Origin of the sequence: Limnobacter sp. (assembly GCF_036846585.1) — a bacterium.
GTDB lineage: Bacteria > Pseudomonadota > Gammaproteobacteria > Burkholderiales > Burkholderiaceae_B > Limnobacter.
This window is the reverse complement of record NZ_DAIUBR010000002.1, coordinates 59,149-75,447: the sequence shown is the minus strand read 5'-3', so window position 1 is coordinate 75,447 and position 16,299 is coordinate 59,149. Positions and strand designations below refer to the sequence as shown.

The following is a 16,299-nucleotide window of genomic DNA, read 5'->3' as shown; positions in this document are numbered from 1 at the left end:
TCTATCGCCCGGTAACAGTTCGGCCAAGAATAATTGCTTCGGCCAAACTCAGTGAATCGGGCTGCCCCTTCAACACCAGAATATCGCCCGACTCCAGTCGCGTGTCGGGCGACGGATCCCCCCCCCGAATGCCACGCCTTCGAATGGCGCACACTTCAATTTCCAGATCCAGAATACCCAGTTCAGCCAGGCTTTTACCCACACCACTGGCACCCGGCTCAACAAACACCGAATGCAAACGCACCCACTGATTCTCCGGTGTGTCGGCCTCATCGTCCACACCCCGAAACACCCCTCGAAACATTTGGTAGCGCGACTCGCGAATCGCCCGAATCTGCTTGACCACACGGGAAACCGGCACACCAATCAACATCAGCGCTTGCGAACCCAACATCAAACTGCCCTCAAGAATTTCAGGCACCACTTCGGTGGCACCTGCCGCAGTCAGCTTCTCAAGATCACTTTCATCATAAGTGCGAACCACCACCGGCACATTTGGTGCCAAGGCGCGAACAGCCAACAACACTTTTTCGGCTGACTTGAATTCTGCAAACGTGACAACCACACACGAGGCCCTCAACAAACCCGCTGCCACAAGGGTTTCACGCTTGGCCGCATCACCAAACACCACTGAATCGCCAGCTGCAGTGGCCTCCCGAATTCGGTCGGGATCCAGATCCAGCGCCACGTAGTCCAAGTCTTCCCTGTCCAGCAAGCGGGCCAGGTGTTGCCCACTTCGCCCGAAACCACAGATCAGCACGTGCTTGGTGGTGGCCAGGCTTTTCTGGGCGATCTGGTGCAACTCAAGCGACTTTTGCAACCATTCCTGGCTTGAAAAACGCAACACGATGCGGTCGGCGTGTTGAATCATGAACGGCGCAGCCAGCATCGACAACACCATACTGGCCGTGATGGTTTGCAGCCAGGGGTCGGGCACCAGGTCAAAACCGGCCGATCCGGTATTGGCCAGCAACACGAAACCAAACTCACCGGCCTGCGCCAGGTAAATACCCGTGCGCATTGCAGTACCCGTGTTCGCACCAAAAATTCGGGCCAATACCGCAATCAAAATCAACTTGGCCAGCACGGGGAACACCGCCAGCCCAAGCACCCAATACCAGTTTTCCAACACCACCTGCGGATTCAACAACATGCCCGTGGTGACAAAAAACAAACCCAGCAGCACATCGCGGAATGGTTTAATGTCTTCTTCCACTTGGTGTTTGTACTGCGTCTCAGCAATCAAAATGCCCGCTACGAATGCGCCCAAAGCAAGGGACAACTCCGCCAGTTCAGTCAGCCAGGCCAGGCCGAGAACAATCAGCAGCACATTGAGCACGAACAGTTCTTGTGACTTGCTGCGAGCAACAAAGGTCATCCACCAGTTCATCATGCGCTGGCCAAACACCAGCATCAAACCCAGCACCAAAGCAGCCTTCACCAAGGCCACACTCAGCGTCAAGGTCAGGTTTTCCGCGCTTTGCCCCAAGGCAGGAATGATGATCAGCAGCGGCACCACCGCCAAATCCTGGAACAGCAAAATACCCATGACCTGGCGACCATGCGGCGAATCAAGTTCAAGCCGTTCAGACAACAATTTGCTGGCAATCGCCGTGGACGACATGGCTGCCGCGCCCGCCAGCACAAAAGCCGTGCTGAACGGCACATTGAAAAAATAGCCTGCCAGCAGGCCAAGCGCCATGACTCCCAGCATGGTCAAGCTGACCTGCGCAAGCCCCAGCCCGAAAACCACCCGGCGCATTGCATGCAATTTTGGCAAACTGAATTCAAGACCGATGGAGAACATCAGAAACACCACGCCAAACTCTGCAAGGTGTCGGGTTTCCGGAGAATCCGGCACGATACCCAGTGAATTGGGGCCAATCAGCGTGCCCGCAAAAAGATAGCCCAGCATCGCGGGCAGCTTCCAGTGACGGAAGAGCGAAACCGCCAGCACGGCGATCAGCATAAGAATCAGAGAAAGCTCTAGAGCGTTAGGCACGTTTAATGCTTAAGAAGTGAAGAGAATTGGCACGCGCTTTGCTATACTGCCCTGAAAAGCGAACAGTCTCAAGCACCTTTAATGCTTAAGTCTATCAGGGTCCAACATGTCACAAACACCGTCGAATATAGACAATCATGATTTTCTGGCCATGGCCAGAGAAGCACTGGCCATTGAAGCACAGGCCGTGTCTGCTCTGTCTGACCGACTGAATGACCAATTCAGCGAAGCCGCAAACTCAATTTTGAACTGCAAAGGTCGGGTCATACTGATCGGCGTGGGCAAGTCTGGCTTGATTGCCAAGAAAATTGCCGCCACTTTTGCCAGCACGGGCACCCCCTCTTTCTTTGTACATGCCACCGAAGCCTCGCATGGCGATTTGGGCATGATCACCCCCGAAGACGTGGTCATCGCCCTGTCGAATTCCGGCAACACCGAAGAACTGGTTGCCGTGCTGCCAGCCATCACGCGGCGGGGGGCAAAAATTGTCGCCATGACAGGCAAACTGGATTCGGCACTCGCACGGCAGGCTGATCTGGTACTGGACTGCGGCGTTGAAAAAGAAGCGTGCCCCTTGAACCTTGCCCCCACCGCCAGCACCACCGCCGCCCTGGCACTGGGCGACGCATTGGCTGTGGTTGTTCTGAAAGCGCGCGGCTTCAGCGAAGAAGACTTTGCCTTGTCGCACCCTGGTGGCAGCCTGGGCCGCAAGCTGCTGACCCATGTCAGCGATGTCATGCGCAAAGGAGAACGCATTCCAGTGGTGGCCCCCTCGGTCAGCATTTCCAGCGCCATTCTGGAAATCACCCGGAAAGGCTTGGGCATGACCGCTGTGGCGGACACGGACAACAAGCTGCTCGGTATATTCACCGATGGCGACCTGCGCCGCCTGATCGAACAGGGGCTGGATCTTCGTGGCCTGCTGGTCAGCGAAGTCATGAACGCCGCGCCAAAGTGCATCGCACCCGACAAATTGGCCGTGGAGGCTGTCCGCATGATGGAGGTATGCCACATCAGCCAGGTGGTCGTCATTGACAAACAAGGGTACATCGTAGGTGCGCTGAACTTTCACGACCTCTTTGAAGCGAAGGTGGTGTAATGGATTTAAAACCCGATTCGAAACAGGCTGCAAGCCACATCAAGCTGATGGGCTTCGACGTGGATGGCACGCTGACAGATGGCGGGCTTTATTTCGGCAACGATGGCGAAGTCATGAAACGCTTCAGCGTATTCGATGGTCAAGGCCTTCGCCTGTTGATGGACCACGGCATCAAAGTGGTGTGGATCACGGCACGGTCAAGCACCATTGTCGAGAAACGCGCCAAAGACCTGGGTATTTACCAACTTGTGCAGGGTTGCAAAACCAAGCTTCAAGCGTACGATGGCATTCGCCAATCGCTGGGCCTGGAGTGGCATGAATGTGGCTTTTTCGGCGACGACTGGCCCGACTACCCTGTGCTTCAGCACGTTGCACTGGCCGCCACCACACCACAATCGCCAGCAGCCATGAGGAAAACAGCCAACTGGATCAACACCCGACCAGCCGGCGACGGTGCTGTTCGCGAACTGTGCGACTTCATTCTGGGTAACCAGGGGGGCTACATCAACCCATGGGAACAGCAGTGAAACCACTGGGCGCTTTTTTCGACCTGCTCTCGCAGTTCATTCCCTTGCTGCTCACATTCTTGTTGGCGGCCGCATCGTACTGGTTTGCCATTCAATCCGAACTGAGTCTGTTCAGTTCCAGCGGCAAAGCCGATCCGGCCAGCAGCGATTATTACGTGCGCAATTTTTCAGTGCAAAACCACAACCTTGCCGAAAATAAATATTCGATCATTCGCAGCAAATCTGCTGAACACATACCCCAGGGCAATGTATGGAACATCACCGACCCTGAACTTGAACAGTTCGAACCCAACAATGTGATGATCAATGGCAATGCCAAAACTGGAGTCTACCTGCTGGACACCGATGAAATTTTTCTTAAAAAAGATGTTGTCGTGAACAGCCGCAACAATGGTTTGCTCACCGTGATGAAGTCCGATGAAATCAGGATAGACAACATTACCAATGAAATTACAACTGATAAAAAAGTTCTGGTAACCCGTCCAGGCCAAAAATTTGAAGCCCAAGGGGCCACCCTGAACAACGACACCGGCGAATTAACTGCGCAAGGGTCCATCAAGTTTCGCATAGAGGCAAAACGATGAAACGCACATCATGGATTCCTGTCATTCTGGCTGCACACCTGCTGGCGATGGGCGCGCCCGCACAGGCTCTGGAATTGGACAAACGACAGCCCACGACCATTGATGCCAATCAAATGACCTACAACGAAAGGTCCAACGTGAACGTGTTCACCGGCAATGTATTGCTGACCCGTGGAAGCCTTGTAATTCGCGGCGACAAACTGACGCTGACGGAAAGCAGCGACGGCACCCAGAACGCCAGAGTGGAAGGCAAACCAGCCCGCTTCAAACAGCAACGCGATTCGGAAGTGCCCAACGAAATCCTGTTGATCAACGGCACTGGCAACACCATTGAATTTGACGGCGACAAATCCATCGTCACACTGACAGGTGCCGCCAGTATCCAGAAAAGCACCAACGGGCAAATCACTGAATCCATTTCAGGCAACAAGATCACCTATGAACAGAACACCGAGTTCCTCAGCGTCGTGGGCACACCCAACAGCAAAGGAAACTCGCGGGTACAGGCTGTGATCAAGCCCAAAAACCAACAAGCCACGGAACCTGCCAATTGAACAACATGCCACCCGCCCAAACGCTCACGGGGCAAGGTCGCCTGCAAGCACTTAGCCTGCGCAAGGCCTACCGCAGCAAACGCGTCATTGAAGATGTTTCACTGCATGTGGACACTGGCGAAGTGGTTGGGCTGCTGGGCCCCAACGGTGCGGGCAAAACAACCTGCTTTTACATGATTGTTGGCCTGGTCAGCGCCGACGAGGGCAATATTTGCCTGGAAGGCCGCGACATCACCCTGCAACCCATTCACGAACGTGCTCGCGCAGGCCTGTCCTACCTGCCGCAGGAAGCATCTGTTTTCCGCAAACTGACCGTGGAAGAAAACATTCGCGCAGTGCTCGAGATCAACCCGCCCAAAGACAAATCGATTGACCAAGCCGTTGAAGGCTTGCTCGATGACCTGCAAATTGCCCACATTCGCACCTCGCTGGCAGCATCCCTTTCAGGTGGCGAACGCCGCCGCCTCGAAATTGCGCGCGCCCTGGGCAGTCAACCACGTTTTATTTTGCTGGATGAACCTTTCGCTGGCGTTGACCCAATCGCTGTACTGGAAATTCAACGCATCGTGGCCTTCCTGAAATCAAAAGGCATTGGCGTGTTGATCACTGACCACAATGTGCGTGAAACGCTGGGCATCTGCGACCGCGCCTACATCATCAGCGCAGGCCATGTGCTCGCCTCTGGCAGCCCCGAGCAAATTGTGAAAAACGACGATGTGCGCCGCGTGTACCTCGGCGAACACTTCCGGATGTAAAGCTGAAAACGCCATGAAACAATCCCTTCAGCTCAAAGTCTCGCAAAACCTCACACTTACGCCACAGCTGCAGCAATCCATTCGGCTTCTGCAATTGTCCACGCTCGAATTGCAACAGGAAATTCAACAGGCCCTGGCCGAGAACCCCTTGCTGGAGCTGGCCGACGAAGAAGCAATTGAGGGCGAACGCACCCTGAGCCTGGACAGCAGCAACGGCGAAATGCACGAACCCCAGGGCGACAGCTTTCAGGCAGAACCCGACCCGCGCAAAACCCCGGAACCCGTCAGCGACCAACAAGCGGAGCAAGACAACCAGGGCGAGGAAATTGTTCAGCGCGAAACCATCGACTCCATTCAAGACAACTGGGAAGGCGACTGGCGAGACAACAGCGGATCCAATTCCGATGGCGATGAAGAAAAGCCCGGCCTTCAACTGGCCGCACCCGACAGCAGCCTGCACCAGCACCTGATCGATCAGTTGCGCATGACACAGGCCAGCGAGCGCGACAAAAACCTGGTGCTGTGGCTGATTGATTATTTGAGCGACGACGGCTACCTGACCATTGAACTGGAAGACTTGTGGGAAACACTGCAAAACGAACCCGACCTGGAATTTGAAGAACTGAGCGCCGCACTGCGCCTGCTTCAAAGTTTCGACCCGCCCGGCGTGGGCGCGCGCAATGCCTCGGAATGCCTGTTGCTGCAACTGGCCCAGCGCCGCGACATTGTTCAGCAAATCTGCCTGTACACGCCTTGCCAAACCATCATTCGCGACCACCTGGGTTTGCTTGCGCAGCGCGACTACACAAAGCTGAAAAAAGCGCTGAACATCGATGAAGAGGCGCTGAAACTGTGCCACCAGATCATCCGTTCCCTGGAACCCTTCCCCGGCGCGCGCTTTCGACGAATTGATGATGATCATGTAGTGCCGGATGTCATTGTCAAAAAAATAAGCGGCCAATGGCATGTGCAACTGAACCCGGATGTCATGCCAAAAATTCGCATCAATGAAATGTATGCCTCAATTTTGCGTTCACACCGCGGGCAAAGTGCGCAGCTAAGCGCCCAGCTTCAAGAGGCCCGCTGGTTGTTAAAAAACGTTCAACAACGATTTGACACTATTTTACGGGTTAGCCAAGCGATTGTTGAAAGGCAGATTGGTTACTTCAATCACGGCGAAATCGCAATGCAGCCCTTGGTTCTGAGGGAAATTGCCGACTTGCTGGGTCTGCATGAATCGACCGTGTCAAGAGTCACCACGCAAAAATATATGTTGACGCCCTATGGGTTGGTTGAGCTAAAGTATTTCTTCGGAAGTCATGTTTCTACCGATTCAGGTGGTCAGGCTTCCAGCACGGCCATCCGTGCACTCATCAAGCAACTGATTTCTGCGGAGGACGCCAAGCAGCCGATATCTGACAGCCAAATCGCCGACCTACTCGGTCAACAGGGCATCGTGGTCGCAAGACGCACGGTCGCTAAATACCGGGAGTCACTGAAAATTCCCCCGGTGAACATGCGAAAGTCGCTTTAACTGTTAAAGCGTCCCCCGCAGCAACGAAAGGAGATACCTTATGAACTTGAACATCAATGGTCATCATCTGGAAGTTACCCCAGCAATTCGAAATTATGTGATTGAAAAACTGGATCGGGTGAAAAGGCATTTTGACCATGTTATTGATGCGTCGGTGACCATCTCGGTGGTCAAGCTGGTTCAAAGGGCAGATGTCACACTGCACGTTCGCGGAAAAGACATTCATGCGGAATCAAGTCACGAAAATCTGTACGCTGCCATTGACGCACTGGCCGACAAGCTGGATCGGCAGGTTTTGCGTCACAAAGACAAACTTACCAACCACAACCACACCCCCATAAAACATCAATTGGTCGAAGAAGCTGAATAAACCCCTGTAATTGCAGGTAATTTCAAAAGGCGGACATACATCCGCCTTTTCTGTTTTTATGGCGTATAATCGGCCCCACGATTAGAAGCGGGTCTCAGGAATCAACAGCGATGAACTTGATCGCAAATCTACTCCCTCCATCCAACATATTGTTGGACACACAGGTCACCAGCAAAAAGCGGGTATTCGAACAAGCTGGACTGGTCTTTGAAAACAACCAAGGTATCGCAAGATCCAAAGTGTTTGACAGCCTTTTTGCGCGTGAACGCCTTGGATCCACCGGCTTGGGCCAGCAGGTGGCTGTGCCGCATGGCCGCATCAAGGGCCTGCGTGAACCTGTTGCATCACTCGTTCGTGTGCAAGACCCCATTCCTTTCGACGCCCCCGACGGTCAACCCGTCAAGCTGCTGATGTTTTTGCTGGTGCCTGAAAGCGCAAACCAGCATCATCTGGATATACTGTCTGAACTGGCTCAAATGTTGTCTGACAAAGATTTCCGCGAAAAACTATTGACGGAAGTCGATCCGGGCGCCACGCATCAGCTCATCGCCAACTGGGAGCCCTACCAACCCGCGAGTTAAACCTGTGAAGCAACTGAAAGAACTGATCGAAGCCAACCGCAACAAACTCAAGCTGGATTGGCTTGCGGGGCTGAATGGCGGCGATCGCCACCTTGACCTTCAGTGTTTTGCTTCATCAGACCTTGTGGGTCACCTCAACACCATTCACCCCGGTCGTATCCAGGTGTTTGGCCGGCAGGAAATTGAATACTTCTCGCGCATCGACGACGACCGCAAAAAACACCAAATCGAAAAACTGATTGAAGGCGATCCACCTGCCATCATCGTGGCAGAATCTTTCCTGCCCCATGCCCTGCTCAAGGATGCCTGCAACGCATCCAACATTCCCTTATTGGCAACGCCCCTGTCCGCAGCGGAAATCATCGACTTCCTGCGCGTTTACATCAACAAATGGCTGGCCCCCACCACCATGATGCACGGCGTGTTCATGGACGTGTTGGGCATGGGTGTACTCATTTGTGGGGAATCGGGACTGGGCAAAAGTGAGCTAGGTTTGGAATTGATTTCACGCGGACATGGCTTGGTGGCCGACGATGTGGTGGAGTTTTCACGCGTGGCGCCCAACCTGATCGAAGGGCGCTGCCCGGAACTGATCCGCAACCTGATGGAAGTGCGCGGCGTGGGCCTGCTCGACATCAAAGCGATTTTTGGTGAAACAGCCGTGCGCCGCAAAATGCGGCTGAAGCTGATCGTGCACCTGGTGCGAAAAGCATCACTTGAGCTGCACCAGGAACGTTTGGCGACCGAACAACAGTTTCAGGAAATACTGGGCCTGCCCATTCGCAAGGCCATATTGCCGGTTGCCGCGGGCCGCAACCTGGCTGTATTGCTGGAAGCTGCGGTGCGCAACACCATTTTGCAAATGCGGGGCATTAATACACTGGATGAATTCATGGTCCGCCAGCAAAAAGCAATGCTCAGCGAACTGGGGGGCATCGACTACCTGCAGGCCGATCCCGACACGGAAACAGACATGGGTCAGGATTAACAATGAAAGTAATATTGGTCACCGGCCTGTCTGGATCCGGAAAATCCGTTGCCATTCGAGCACTTGAAGACTCGCATTTCTATTGTGTGGACAACCTGCCACCCTCATTCATTCCGCAAGTCATTAGCCGACTGTCCTCGGAAGGCATTTCCCAAATTGCGATTGCAGCCGATGCGCGCACAGGCCGCGACATCATTGATGTACCGCAAATCATTCAAGACATGAAGGCCAAAGGAACCGATGTTCGCATCCTGTTTCTGGATGCTGACAATGAAACCCTGATCACCCGGTATTCTGAAAGCCGCAGGCGCCACCCCATGAGCGCCCGCTTGGGCGAACAAGCCACCGTGCAGGAATGTGTGGACGCCGAACGCGACGCCCTGGAACCCCTTCGCGCCATTGCAAGCTGCATTGACACCTCAGCCCTGTTGCCCAACGTGCTGCGCCGCTGGGTGCTGGAAACGGTTGAAGAGGAGTCCGCCAGGCTTACGCTGGTGTTTGAAACATTTGGTTTCAAGAAAGGTTTGCCCAGCGATGCCGACCTGGTGTTCGATGTGCGCTGCCTTTCCAACCCCTATTACGACAGGAATTTGCGCCCGCTCACCGGCAAAGACATTGAAGTGCAGCGCTACATTCAGGCCGATGAACGCAGTGACGCACTGATCAACGACATTGAACACTACCTGCGCAAATGGCTGCCCTCTTATCTCAACGAACAGCGCAGCTATGTGACTGTGGCCGTTGGCTGCACAGGCGGGCAACACCGTTCCGTGTATGTGGCTGAAACACTGGCACGACGTTTCACACAAACACCACTGTCAGAAATCGAGAGCGTTCTGCTTCGCCACCGCACCCTGGGTTGACTGGAGCAGCTGCGCAACCTGCACCATGAGCTTGTGCACAATTTTCGGCACCGGTTTTTCATCCACCATGTAAAACCCGCCACGCACACCCGGTAGCGTCAACACCAACACCTTGAAATGCATTTTGCGGTGGGTCAGCTCGTGCACCAGCCAAGGTTGACCATGCAAGGTTTCCATCTGCCCACACAACGCCTGTTTGGCGCCAACATCCGAATTGGCCAAACCATACCGTTCAATCCATTGATCGACCAATGAAAACAATTCAGCCGTGTCAGGCTGCGCACTGCAGGCCACGCAGGGCGGGGTCCACAGGCTTTGCCAAACCCCCTTGCCTGTTTGCAATTCCAACAACACACGGCCATGCTCATCCTGAACAATCAGGCTGATGAAATGCAGCTCGGGGCGGGGCTTTTTGGGCTTCGGTGTGGGCAACTGGCCCACCATGCCTTTGCGCAAGGCCTCGCAACTGCCCATCAAAGGGCATGCGGAACACACCGGGTTGCGTGGCAAACAACACGTGGCACCAAGGTCCATCAAAGCCTGGTTGTAAACACCCGGCTCAGCAACAGGTACGTTGTCAGCCGCAATTGCCCACAACTTTTTCTTGATGGGTGCTTGCTCTGCATAGCCCTCAATGCCGTAGTAGCGGCAAAAAACACGCTTCACATTGCCGTCCAGAATGGGGGCCGGAACACCGTAAGCAAGTGATGCAATTGCACCCGCCGTGGACTGCCCAATGCCAGGCAAACTTTCAAGTTCAACCACCACACGCGGAAATTTCCCGCCAAACCGGGCCACCACCTGTTTCGCACAGGCATGCAAATTGCGGGCACGGGTGTAGTAACCCAAACCCGCCCACAACTGCATCACATCCTGTTCCGGTGCCACTGCCAAATCGGCCACCGTGGGGTAGGCCTGCAAAAATTTCGCATAGTAGGCCAGCACCGTGGCGACCTGCGTTTGTTGCAACATCACCTCGCTTAACCACACCTTGTAGGCATCACCCGTGTGCTGCCAAGGCAAGTGCTGGCGGCCATGCTGCTTTTGCCACAGCACCAGGGCACTGGCAAATTGCTCACCCTTTAACACCTTCAATGCTGACCTCATTGTTGACATTGCGCACAATAAAATGTGCTGCGCTGGCTCATCACACGGCGCTTGATTGTTGCACCACAACGCTTGCAAGGCATGCCTTCCCGACCATACACATCGCAATGAAGCTGGAAATGTCCCAGCTCGCCATCAACGGCCTGAAAGTTACGCAGGGTTGAACCACCCCGTTCAATTGCTTCGGCCAACACCGACACAACCGCAGCGTGCAAAGCAGCCGCATTGGCACGGCTTAAACGGCCTGCTGCCTTGCCCGGCCGGATGGCACTGCGAAACAAAGCCTCGCAAGCATAAATATTGCCCACACCCACCACCGCCATGCCGCTTAGCAACAGCGCCTTGATGGAAATTTTTTTGCCACGCGTGGCCTTGAAAAAAGATTCGGGCGTGAACACACCATCGAATGGTTCCGGGCCCAACTTCGCAAAGCGTACAAAGCGGCTTTCCCAGCCCGGCTCTTTCAGCACATATTCAACACTGCCGAAACGGCGCGGGTCGTTATACCGCAGCACCTTCTCGCCGAAATTCCATTCAATATGGTCGTGTTTGTCCCACGGCGTACTTGCGTTGACAATTTTCATGGAACCCGACATGCCCAAGTGCACCACCAGCACGTGCCCGCCAAAATCCATCAACATGTATTTCGAGCGGCGTTGCACCGCGCACAGCACCTGCTTTACACAACTTTGCACATCCGCAGGCACAGGCCAGCGCAAACGCGGCTGGCGCACCGTGCAAGCCAACAGGCGTTGACCAGTGAAGTGAAGGTCTACGCCTCTTTTGGTGATTTCTACCTCGGGTAATTCAGGCATAAGCTAAAGCGCGCACGCGCATCTGTTAATGTGATAAAAATGAATGTGGATTCACCAGTTTTCTTTGGGTTCAACAGTATGACTTGTTTTAAATGGACCACCCCAGGCCCAACGATTTTACTAGCCACCGCCATGTTGGCAGGCTGCGCAACAGCCCCCACTGAACAAACCGAGCCGCAAAAGCCGGTTTCTTCAGAACAGCAAGCCTATGAAGAACGCGTGGCACAACTGGTGCAACAAGACCCTTTGTTTGCCCTGTTGACCGCAGAAATTGCAAGCCAGCGCGGCGACACCTATTCTGCCACGCTGGCATACACCGAAGCGGCCAAACAGCAGAAGAACCCCGAGCTTGCCAAACGCGCCGTTGAAATCAGCCTGGCTGAAAGCCAGCTGGAACTTGCATTGAATGCCGCCAAGGTGTGGGTTGAACTGTCACCCGAAGACAAACAGGCCAGCCGTTCCGTCATGTTGCTGCAACTTGGCACCAACAAAGTGGACGACGCCCTGCCCGCGCTGAAAACATATTTGAATGACATCAAGAACGCCGAAGCCAGCCACCCTGGTTTGGGTACAGTGACAGTTGAAAAAGCTGCGCTGGACATGCTGATGCGCATCCCCGACAAACCCAAGGCCTACGCCACGGCACTGGACCTGTTCGGCAACGACCCGGCAGATGTCGAAGTGCAAACCATGCTTGCACAGGTTGCAAACGCATCCGAACAACCTGCCCAAGCCGTTGGGCACATGGAAAATGTTGTCCGGAAATTGCCCCAGGAACGTTTCTACGTCTTGATGGCGCAGTTCATGGAGAAACGCGACGGCAACCCCAACAGCGCCATGCAGCTGATCAACGGGCTGGCCAACCAGAACCCGGACTGGTTTGGTGCCCGCCTGTACCTGGCACGCAACCACACCCAACTGCAACAATGGCAGCAGGCACGCCAGCGGTTCGGCGAAATGATCGCCTTGCAACCCGACAACATTCCGCTGTATTCAAGCCAGGGTTTTGTGTTGACCCAGCTGAAAGATTACAAGGCAGCCGAGGAACATTTCCGGATTTACCTGGACAAAACCCCACCAGCCGATCGACAGAACGAGGTACTGATCCACGCCACCTTGTCCGACATGGCCGTGGAGCGTAAAGACTACAAAGCCGCACTGAAATGGCTCGACAGCACACCCAATGCCACAGACGACCTGGACATTCAACTGAAGAAATCAGCGCTGTTGGAAAAACAGGGCAAGACGCCAGGTGCCAAAAAAGTGCTGAACCAGTTCAAAGCCAAGAATGAGGAAGAGTTGGTTCGGCTTGCATTGGCGAAATCGCAGTTGGCTGAATCGCAGAAAGCACCCGCCGAGGCAGCAACGGAACTTGAACTGGCCTTGCTGAGCTACCCCGACCAACCCGACCTGCTCTATGAACGCGCCATGGTGGCGGAACGCCAGGACGACCTGCCCAACGTCGAACAATTCCTCAAGCGCCTGATCACCGTTCGCCCAGACAACCCCCACGGCTACAATGCACTGGGCTACACTTGGGCCGAAAACAACATTCGCCTGAATGAAGCACTGGAACTAATCAAGAAAGCGGTCGAACTTGCGCCCAATGATCCTTTCATTCTGGATTCGCTGGGCTGGGTTCACTATCGCCTTGGTGAAATGGACAATGCAGAAGCCACGTTGAAAAAAGCTTATGATTTGCGGCAAGACGAGGAAATAGGCCTGCACCTGATGGAAGTGTTAATGAAATCAGGCAAAAAAGATGAGGCCCGTCAGCTTGGTCAAAACCTGACAGGCCGCTACCCCGACAGCAAGCCCTTGAAAAAACTGGTTCAACAGCTTGAGGAAATTTAAGTTCATGTCTTTGTTGTTCATTCGCCTTGGCTGCATCGCCGCGATCAGCGCAACATTGGGTGCCTGCAGCACCCTTGGAAAAGACAAATCCACTGAAGTGGATTGCGGGGCCATTCAGTCCAGCTGCCACCATGGCCGCTTCGGCCTGATCTGGAAAGTAGAACAGGCCGATGGCAAAGTAGAAGCAGACTCCATTTCCGGCACCTACGAATGGCGATCAGGCCGCTCCGGGCCCAGCCAGGCACCGGAAATTGCCTACCTTGAAGTGAACTCCACACTGGGCCCGTCCCTGGGCAGCGCAAAACGCCTGGGTGAGTTCTATGAAGTGCGCGCTGCCGACGGCCGCGTGTACCTTGCCAAAAACTGGCAAAGCCTGTTCGACTTGATGTTCCCCGTTGAACTGCCCGCCGAAGCCCTGGTTCAATGGATGGAAAACCCCAATCCCGACGAGCTGCCCGCTTTGCCCGCCAACTGGGCCTGGGAAAACCGGAACGGGCGGTATCGCGTTGTATTTGTCGAGAACAACACATCGGGTCGAATCGACCTGATCCCACGTGGTGCCTTGCGCAAGTAAACCCGTGCACACTGCCCAGCCAACCACACTGTCTGCCCTGTCCCCAGGCAAAATCAACCTGTTTTTGCACATCACCGGGCGCCGGGCAGACGGCTATCACCTGCTGCAAAGCATTTTCTGCCCCATCACACTGGCCGATGAAGTGTCGCTAACCTTGCACCCTTCCGACAATGGTCAGCTGAACATTGCGCGTGAAGGCGACCTGGTGCACCTGCCCGAAGAGACGGACCTGACCGTTCGCGCCTGCAAGGCCTTTTACGCGCAGGCAAACCTTGACCAAAACCTTGCTGTTCGCATTCAGGTGAAAAAAAACATTCCGGAACAAGCCGGGCTGGGCGGTGGCAGCAGCAATGCGGCCACTGTCCTGCGCCTGCTTCAACACCATCACGGCAACCCGGTTTCCGACGAAAAACTGGCACAAGCCGGTTTGCAGCTGGGCGCCGACGTGCCCTTCTTTTTGCAGAACAACAGCGCCTTTGTCGAAGGCATTGGCGAGACCATCACGCCGATTTCCGGGGTCTCGGGCCACTTAATTGTCTACAAACCACCAATTTCTTGCCAAACACCGAAAATTTTTAGCGATCCGCAATTGACACGCAACTCAAGTGACGTCAAAATAGCGGTCTTCGATTCGGCCCGCCGAATGAATAGCGAGTTGATGGCCTTTCTGAAGGGCAACACACGGAATGCTTTGCAAGCTGTTGTGTCCCGCAACTTCCCAGTCTGGGAACACCAATTTGGTGTTTTTACAAACTGTGTTGCAAGGTTCAACCCGCAATTGATTCGAATGTCAGGTTCCGGCTCCGCCATGTTTGCTGTGTTTGCCAGCCCAAGCCAGCTCAGTAACGCAGTGGCAGCAGTCGCCGATGCACCTGAATTGAAAGCCGGAAAGTGGTTTCAATGCAAAATCACGGTTTGAATTGAAAAAGTTTTAGGGGAGTCGCCAAGTTGGTTAAGGCACCGGATTTTGATTCCGGCATTCGAAGGTTCGAGTCCTTCCTCCTCTGCCAATACCAAAGGGCCAGCCACAGGTTGGCCCTTTTTTTATTTCGCCAACGCACACGTCAAGCCCCGGGGTAAACAATGGCAAGCGACAGCAGTCTAATGATCTTCACTGGCAATGCAAACCCTGCATTGGCCGAATCAGTGGCCAAGCAGCTAAATATTCCGCTAGGCAAAGCCACCGTGGGTCGCTTCTCTGATGGCGAAGTGATGGTTGAGATCAACGAAAACGTTCGCGGCAAAGACGTATTTGTACTGCAGTCCACTTGCGCGCCCACGAATGACAACCTGATGGAAATGATGGTCATGATCGACGCGCTCAAGCGTGCATCAGCCGGCCGCATTACCGCTGCAATTCCTTATTTTGGCTACGCCCGTCAGGACCGCCGTGTGCGCTCGTCCCGCGTTGCAATCACCGCCAAGGTGGTGGCTAACATGCTGCAGGTGGTCGGTGTAGACCGCGTGCTAACCATGGATTTGCATGCCGACCAAATTCAGGGTTTCTTCGACATTCCCGTGGACAATATTTATGCCTCACCCGTGTTGCTGGGCGATGTGTGGAAGCAGAACCTGGACAACCTGATGGTGGTGTCGCCTGATGTGGGTGGTGTGGTTCGCGCCCGTGCACTGGCCAAACGCCTGAACTGCGATTTGGCAATCATCGACAAACGCCGCCCCCGCGCCAACGTGGCTGAAGTGATGAACATTATTGGTGATGTGAAAGACCGCACCTGCGTGATCATGGACGACATGGTCGACACAGCCAACACTCTGTGCAAAGCCGCCGCCGCCCTGAAAGCCAATGGCGCCAAGAAGGTAGTGGCTTACTGTACACACCCGGTGCTGTCGGGTGGGGCCATTCAGCGTGTGGAAGAATCTGATCTGGATGAACTGGTGGTGACCGACACCATTCCTTTGTCTGAAGAAGCACAAAACAGCAACACCATTCGGGTGTTGAGCGTAGACGAACTGCTGGCTGAAACCATTCGCCGCATCGTGCGCTCCGACTCCGTCAGTTCGCTGTTTATCGATTAAGTAGTAGCAAAATGTTTTTTGGGCTTTTTTGCGGACGCCTTTAAGTGCCGCATAA

General features: G+C 54.4%; 17 protein-coding genes and 1 tRNA gene. 15 read left to right on the top strand and 3 right to left on the bottom strand.

Features of this window, described 5'->3' with window-relative positions; all coding sequences use genetic code 11:
• Position 1: 1 nt before the first annotated feature.
• On the bottom strand, positions 2-2,002 hold the full coding sequence (locus V7028_RS01335) for a monovalent cation:proton antiporter-2 (CPA2) family protein (RefSeq protein WP_334118305.1): 2,001 nt from the start codon (positions 2,000-2,002) through the stop codon (positions 2-4).
• A 106-nt stretch (positions 2,003-2,108) separates the two neighbouring features.
• Here V7028_RS01335 and V7028_RS01330 point away from each other — a divergent pair, with 106 nt between their 5' ends.
• The 10 genes from V7028_RS01330 to rapZ all read left to right on the top strand — a co-directional run bounded on the left by V7028_RS01330 (position 2,109) and on the right by rapZ (position 9,857).
• Positions 2,109-3,101 (top strand): KpsF/GutQ family sugar-phosphate isomerase, encoded by a 993-nt coding sequence (locus V7028_RS01330; RefSeq protein ID WP_334118304.1) that lies wholly within the window; start codon positions 2,109-2,111, stop codon positions 3,099-3,101.
• Positions 3,101-3,628 carry a KdsC family phosphatase gene (locus tag V7028_RS01325; RefSeq protein WP_334118303.1) on the top strand — a complete coding sequence of 176 codons (528 nt, stop codon included), beginning with the start codon at positions 3,101-3,103 and terminating at the stop codon, positions 3,626-3,628. Before V7028_RS01330 ends, V7028_RS01325 begins: the two co-directional genes overlap by 1 nt.
• A complete protein-coding gene (gene lptC / locus V7028_RS01320; protein WP_334118302.1) occupies positions 3,613-4,212 on the top strand; it encodes an LPS export ABC transporter periplasmic protein LptC in 600 nt (199 codons plus the stop codon). Before V7028_RS01325 ends, lptC begins: the two co-directional genes overlap by 16 nt.
• Positions 4,209-4,766 carry a lipopolysaccharide transport periplasmic protein LptA gene (gene lptA, locus V7028_RS01315; RefSeq protein WP_334118301.1) on the top strand — a complete coding sequence of 186 codons (558 nt, stop codon included), beginning with the start codon at positions 4,209-4,211 and terminating at the stop codon, positions 4,764-4,766. Before lptC ends, lptA begins: the two co-directional genes overlap by 4 nt.
• 5 nt (positions 4,767-4,771) lie before the next feature.
• On the top strand, positions 4,772-5,521 hold the full coding sequence (gene lptB, locus V7028_RS01310) for an LPS export ABC transporter ATP-binding protein (protein WP_334118423.1): 750 nt from the start codon (positions 4,772-4,774) through the stop codon (positions 5,519-5,521).
• A gap of 13 nt (positions 5,522-5,534) precedes the next feature.
• Positions 5,535-7,055, top strand: a complete 1,521-nt coding sequence (locus tag V7028_RS01305) for an RNA polymerase factor sigma-54 (protein WP_334118300.1) — start codon at positions 5,535-5,537, stop codon at positions 7,053-7,055.
• A gap of 40 nt (positions 7,056-7,095) precedes the next feature.
• Positions 7,096-7,425, top strand: coding sequence for a ribosome hibernation-promoting factor, HPF/YfiA family (gene hpf, locus V7028_RS01300; RefSeq protein WP_334118299.1), 330 nt, complete (start codon positions 7,096-7,098; stop codon positions 7,423-7,425).
• 110 nt (positions 7,426-7,535) lie between these two features.
• Positions 7,536-8,006 carry a PTS sugar transporter subunit IIA gene (locus tag V7028_RS01295; RefSeq protein WP_305563847.1) on the top strand — a complete coding sequence of 157 codons (471 nt, stop codon included), beginning with the start codon at positions 7,536-7,538 and terminating at the stop codon, positions 8,004-8,006.
• Between the two features lie 4 nt (positions 8,007-8,010).
• Positions 8,011-8,994 carry an HPr(Ser) kinase/phosphatase gene (hprK, locus tag V7028_RS01290; protein ID WP_334118298.1) on the top strand — a complete coding sequence of 328 codons (984 nt, stop codon included), beginning with the start codon at positions 8,011-8,013 and terminating at the stop codon, positions 8,992-8,994.
• A gap of 2 nt (positions 8,995-8,996) precedes the next feature.
• Positions 8,997-9,857 carry an RNase adapter RapZ gene (gene rapZ / locus V7028_RS01285; protein WP_334118297.1) on the top strand — a complete coding sequence of 287 codons (861 nt, stop codon included), beginning with the start codon at positions 8,997-8,999 and terminating at the stop codon, positions 9,855-9,857.
• Here the strand turns inward: rapZ and mutY are convergent.
• Both mutY and mutM read right to left on the bottom strand, forming a co-directional pair.
• Entirely contained in the window at positions 9,813-10,964 is a 1,152-nt protein-coding gene (gene mutY, locus V7028_RS01280; RefSeq protein WP_334118296.1) for an A/G-specific adenine glycosylase, read from the bottom strand. The two genes, rapZ and mutY, sit on opposite strands and share 45 nt — an antisense overlap.
• Entirely contained in the window at positions 10,961-11,779 is an 819-nt protein-coding gene (gene mutM, locus V7028_RS01275) for a bifunctional DNA-formamidopyrimidine glycosylase/DNA-(apurinic or apyrimidinic site) lyase (RefSeq protein ID WP_334118295.1), read from the bottom strand. Before mutM ends, mutY begins: the two co-directional genes overlap by 4 nt.
• A 78-nt stretch (positions 11,780-11,857) precedes the next feature.
• Between mutM and V7028_RS01270 the strand changes: the two genes are divergently transcribed.
• The 5 genes from V7028_RS01270 (at position 11,858) to V7028_RS01250 (ending at position 16,244) form a co-directional block, all read left to right on the top strand.
• On the top strand, positions 11,858-13,633 hold the full coding sequence (locus V7028_RS01270) for a tetratricopeptide repeat protein (RefSeq protein WP_334118294.1): 1,776 nt from the start codon (positions 11,858-11,860) through the stop codon (positions 13,631-13,633).
• A 4-nt stretch (positions 13,634-13,637) separates the two neighbouring features.
• A complete protein-coding gene (locus V7028_RS01265; RefSeq protein WP_334118293.1) occupies positions 13,638-14,207 on the top strand; it encodes a hypothetical protein in 570 nt (189 codons plus the stop codon).
• 4 nt (positions 14,208-14,211) lie between these two features.
• Positions 14,212-15,126 (top strand): 4-(cytidine 5'-diphospho)-2-C-methyl-D-erythritol kinase, encoded by a 915-nt coding sequence (gene ispE, locus V7028_RS01260; protein ID WP_334118292.1) that lies wholly within the window; start codon positions 14,212-14,214, stop codon positions 15,124-15,126.
• A 14-nt stretch (positions 15,127-15,140) separates the two neighbouring features.
• Positions 15,141-15,217 (top strand) — tRNA-Gln (locus V7028_RS01255).
• Between the two features lie 73 nt (positions 15,218-15,290).
• Positions 15,291-16,244, top strand: coding sequence for a ribose-phosphate diphosphokinase (locus V7028_RS01250; RefSeq protein ID WP_334118291.1), 954 nt, complete (start codon positions 15,291-15,293; stop codon positions 16,242-16,244).
• Positions 16,245-16,299 lie beyond the last annotated feature (55 nt).

Coding starts and splice junctions, on each gene's coding strand:
- V7028_RS01330 (WP_334118304.1), top strand. CDS start 2,109: ATGTCACAAACACCGTCGAATATAGACAATCATGATTTTCTGGCCATG.
- V7028_RS01325 (WP_334118303.1), top strand. CDS start 3,101: ATGGATTTAAAACCCGATTCGAAACAGGCTGCAAGCCACATCAAGCTG.
- lptC (WP_334118302.1), top strand. CDS start 3,613: ATGGGAACAGCAGTGAAACCACTGGGCGCTTTTTTCGACCTGCTCTCG.
- lptA (WP_334118301.1), top strand. CDS start 4,209: ATGAAACGCACATCATGGATTCCTGTCATTCTGGCTGCACACCTGCTG.
- lptB (WP_334118423.1), top strand. CDS start 4,772: ATGCCACCCGCCCAAACGCTCACGGGGCAAGGTCGCCTGCAAGCACTT.
- V7028_RS01305 (WP_334118300.1), top strand. CDS start 5,535: ATGAAACAATCCCTTCAGCTCAAAGTCTCGCAAAACCTCACACTTACG.
- hpf (WP_334118299.1), top strand. CDS start 7,096: ATGAACTTGAACATCAATGGTCATCATCTGGAAGTTACCCCAGCAATT.
- V7028_RS01295 (WP_305563847.1), top strand. CDS start 7,536: ATGAACTTGATCGCAAATCTACTCCCTCCATCCAACATATTGTTGGAC.
- rapZ (WP_334118297.1), top strand. CDS start 8,997: ATGAAAGTAATATTGGTCACCGGCCTGTCTGGATCCGGAAAATCCGTT.
- mutY (WP_334118296.1), bottom strand. CDS start 10,964: ATGAGGTCAGCATTGAAGGTGTTAAAGGGTGAGCAATTTGCCAGTGCC.
- mutM (WP_334118295.1), bottom strand. CDS start 11,779: ATGCCTGAATTACCCGAGGTAGAAATCACCAAAAGAGGCGTAGACCTT.
- V7028_RS01270 (WP_334118294.1), top strand. CDS start 11,858: ATGACTTGTTTTAAATGGACCACCCCAGGCCCAACGATTTTACTAGCC.
- V7028_RS01265 (WP_334118293.1), top strand. CDS start 13,638: ATGTCTTTGTTGTTCATTCGCCTTGGCTGCATCGCCGCGATCAGCGCA.
- V7028_RS01250 (WP_334118291.1), top strand. CDS start 15,291: ATGGCAAGCGACAGCAGTCTAATGATCTTCACTGGCAATGCAAACCCT.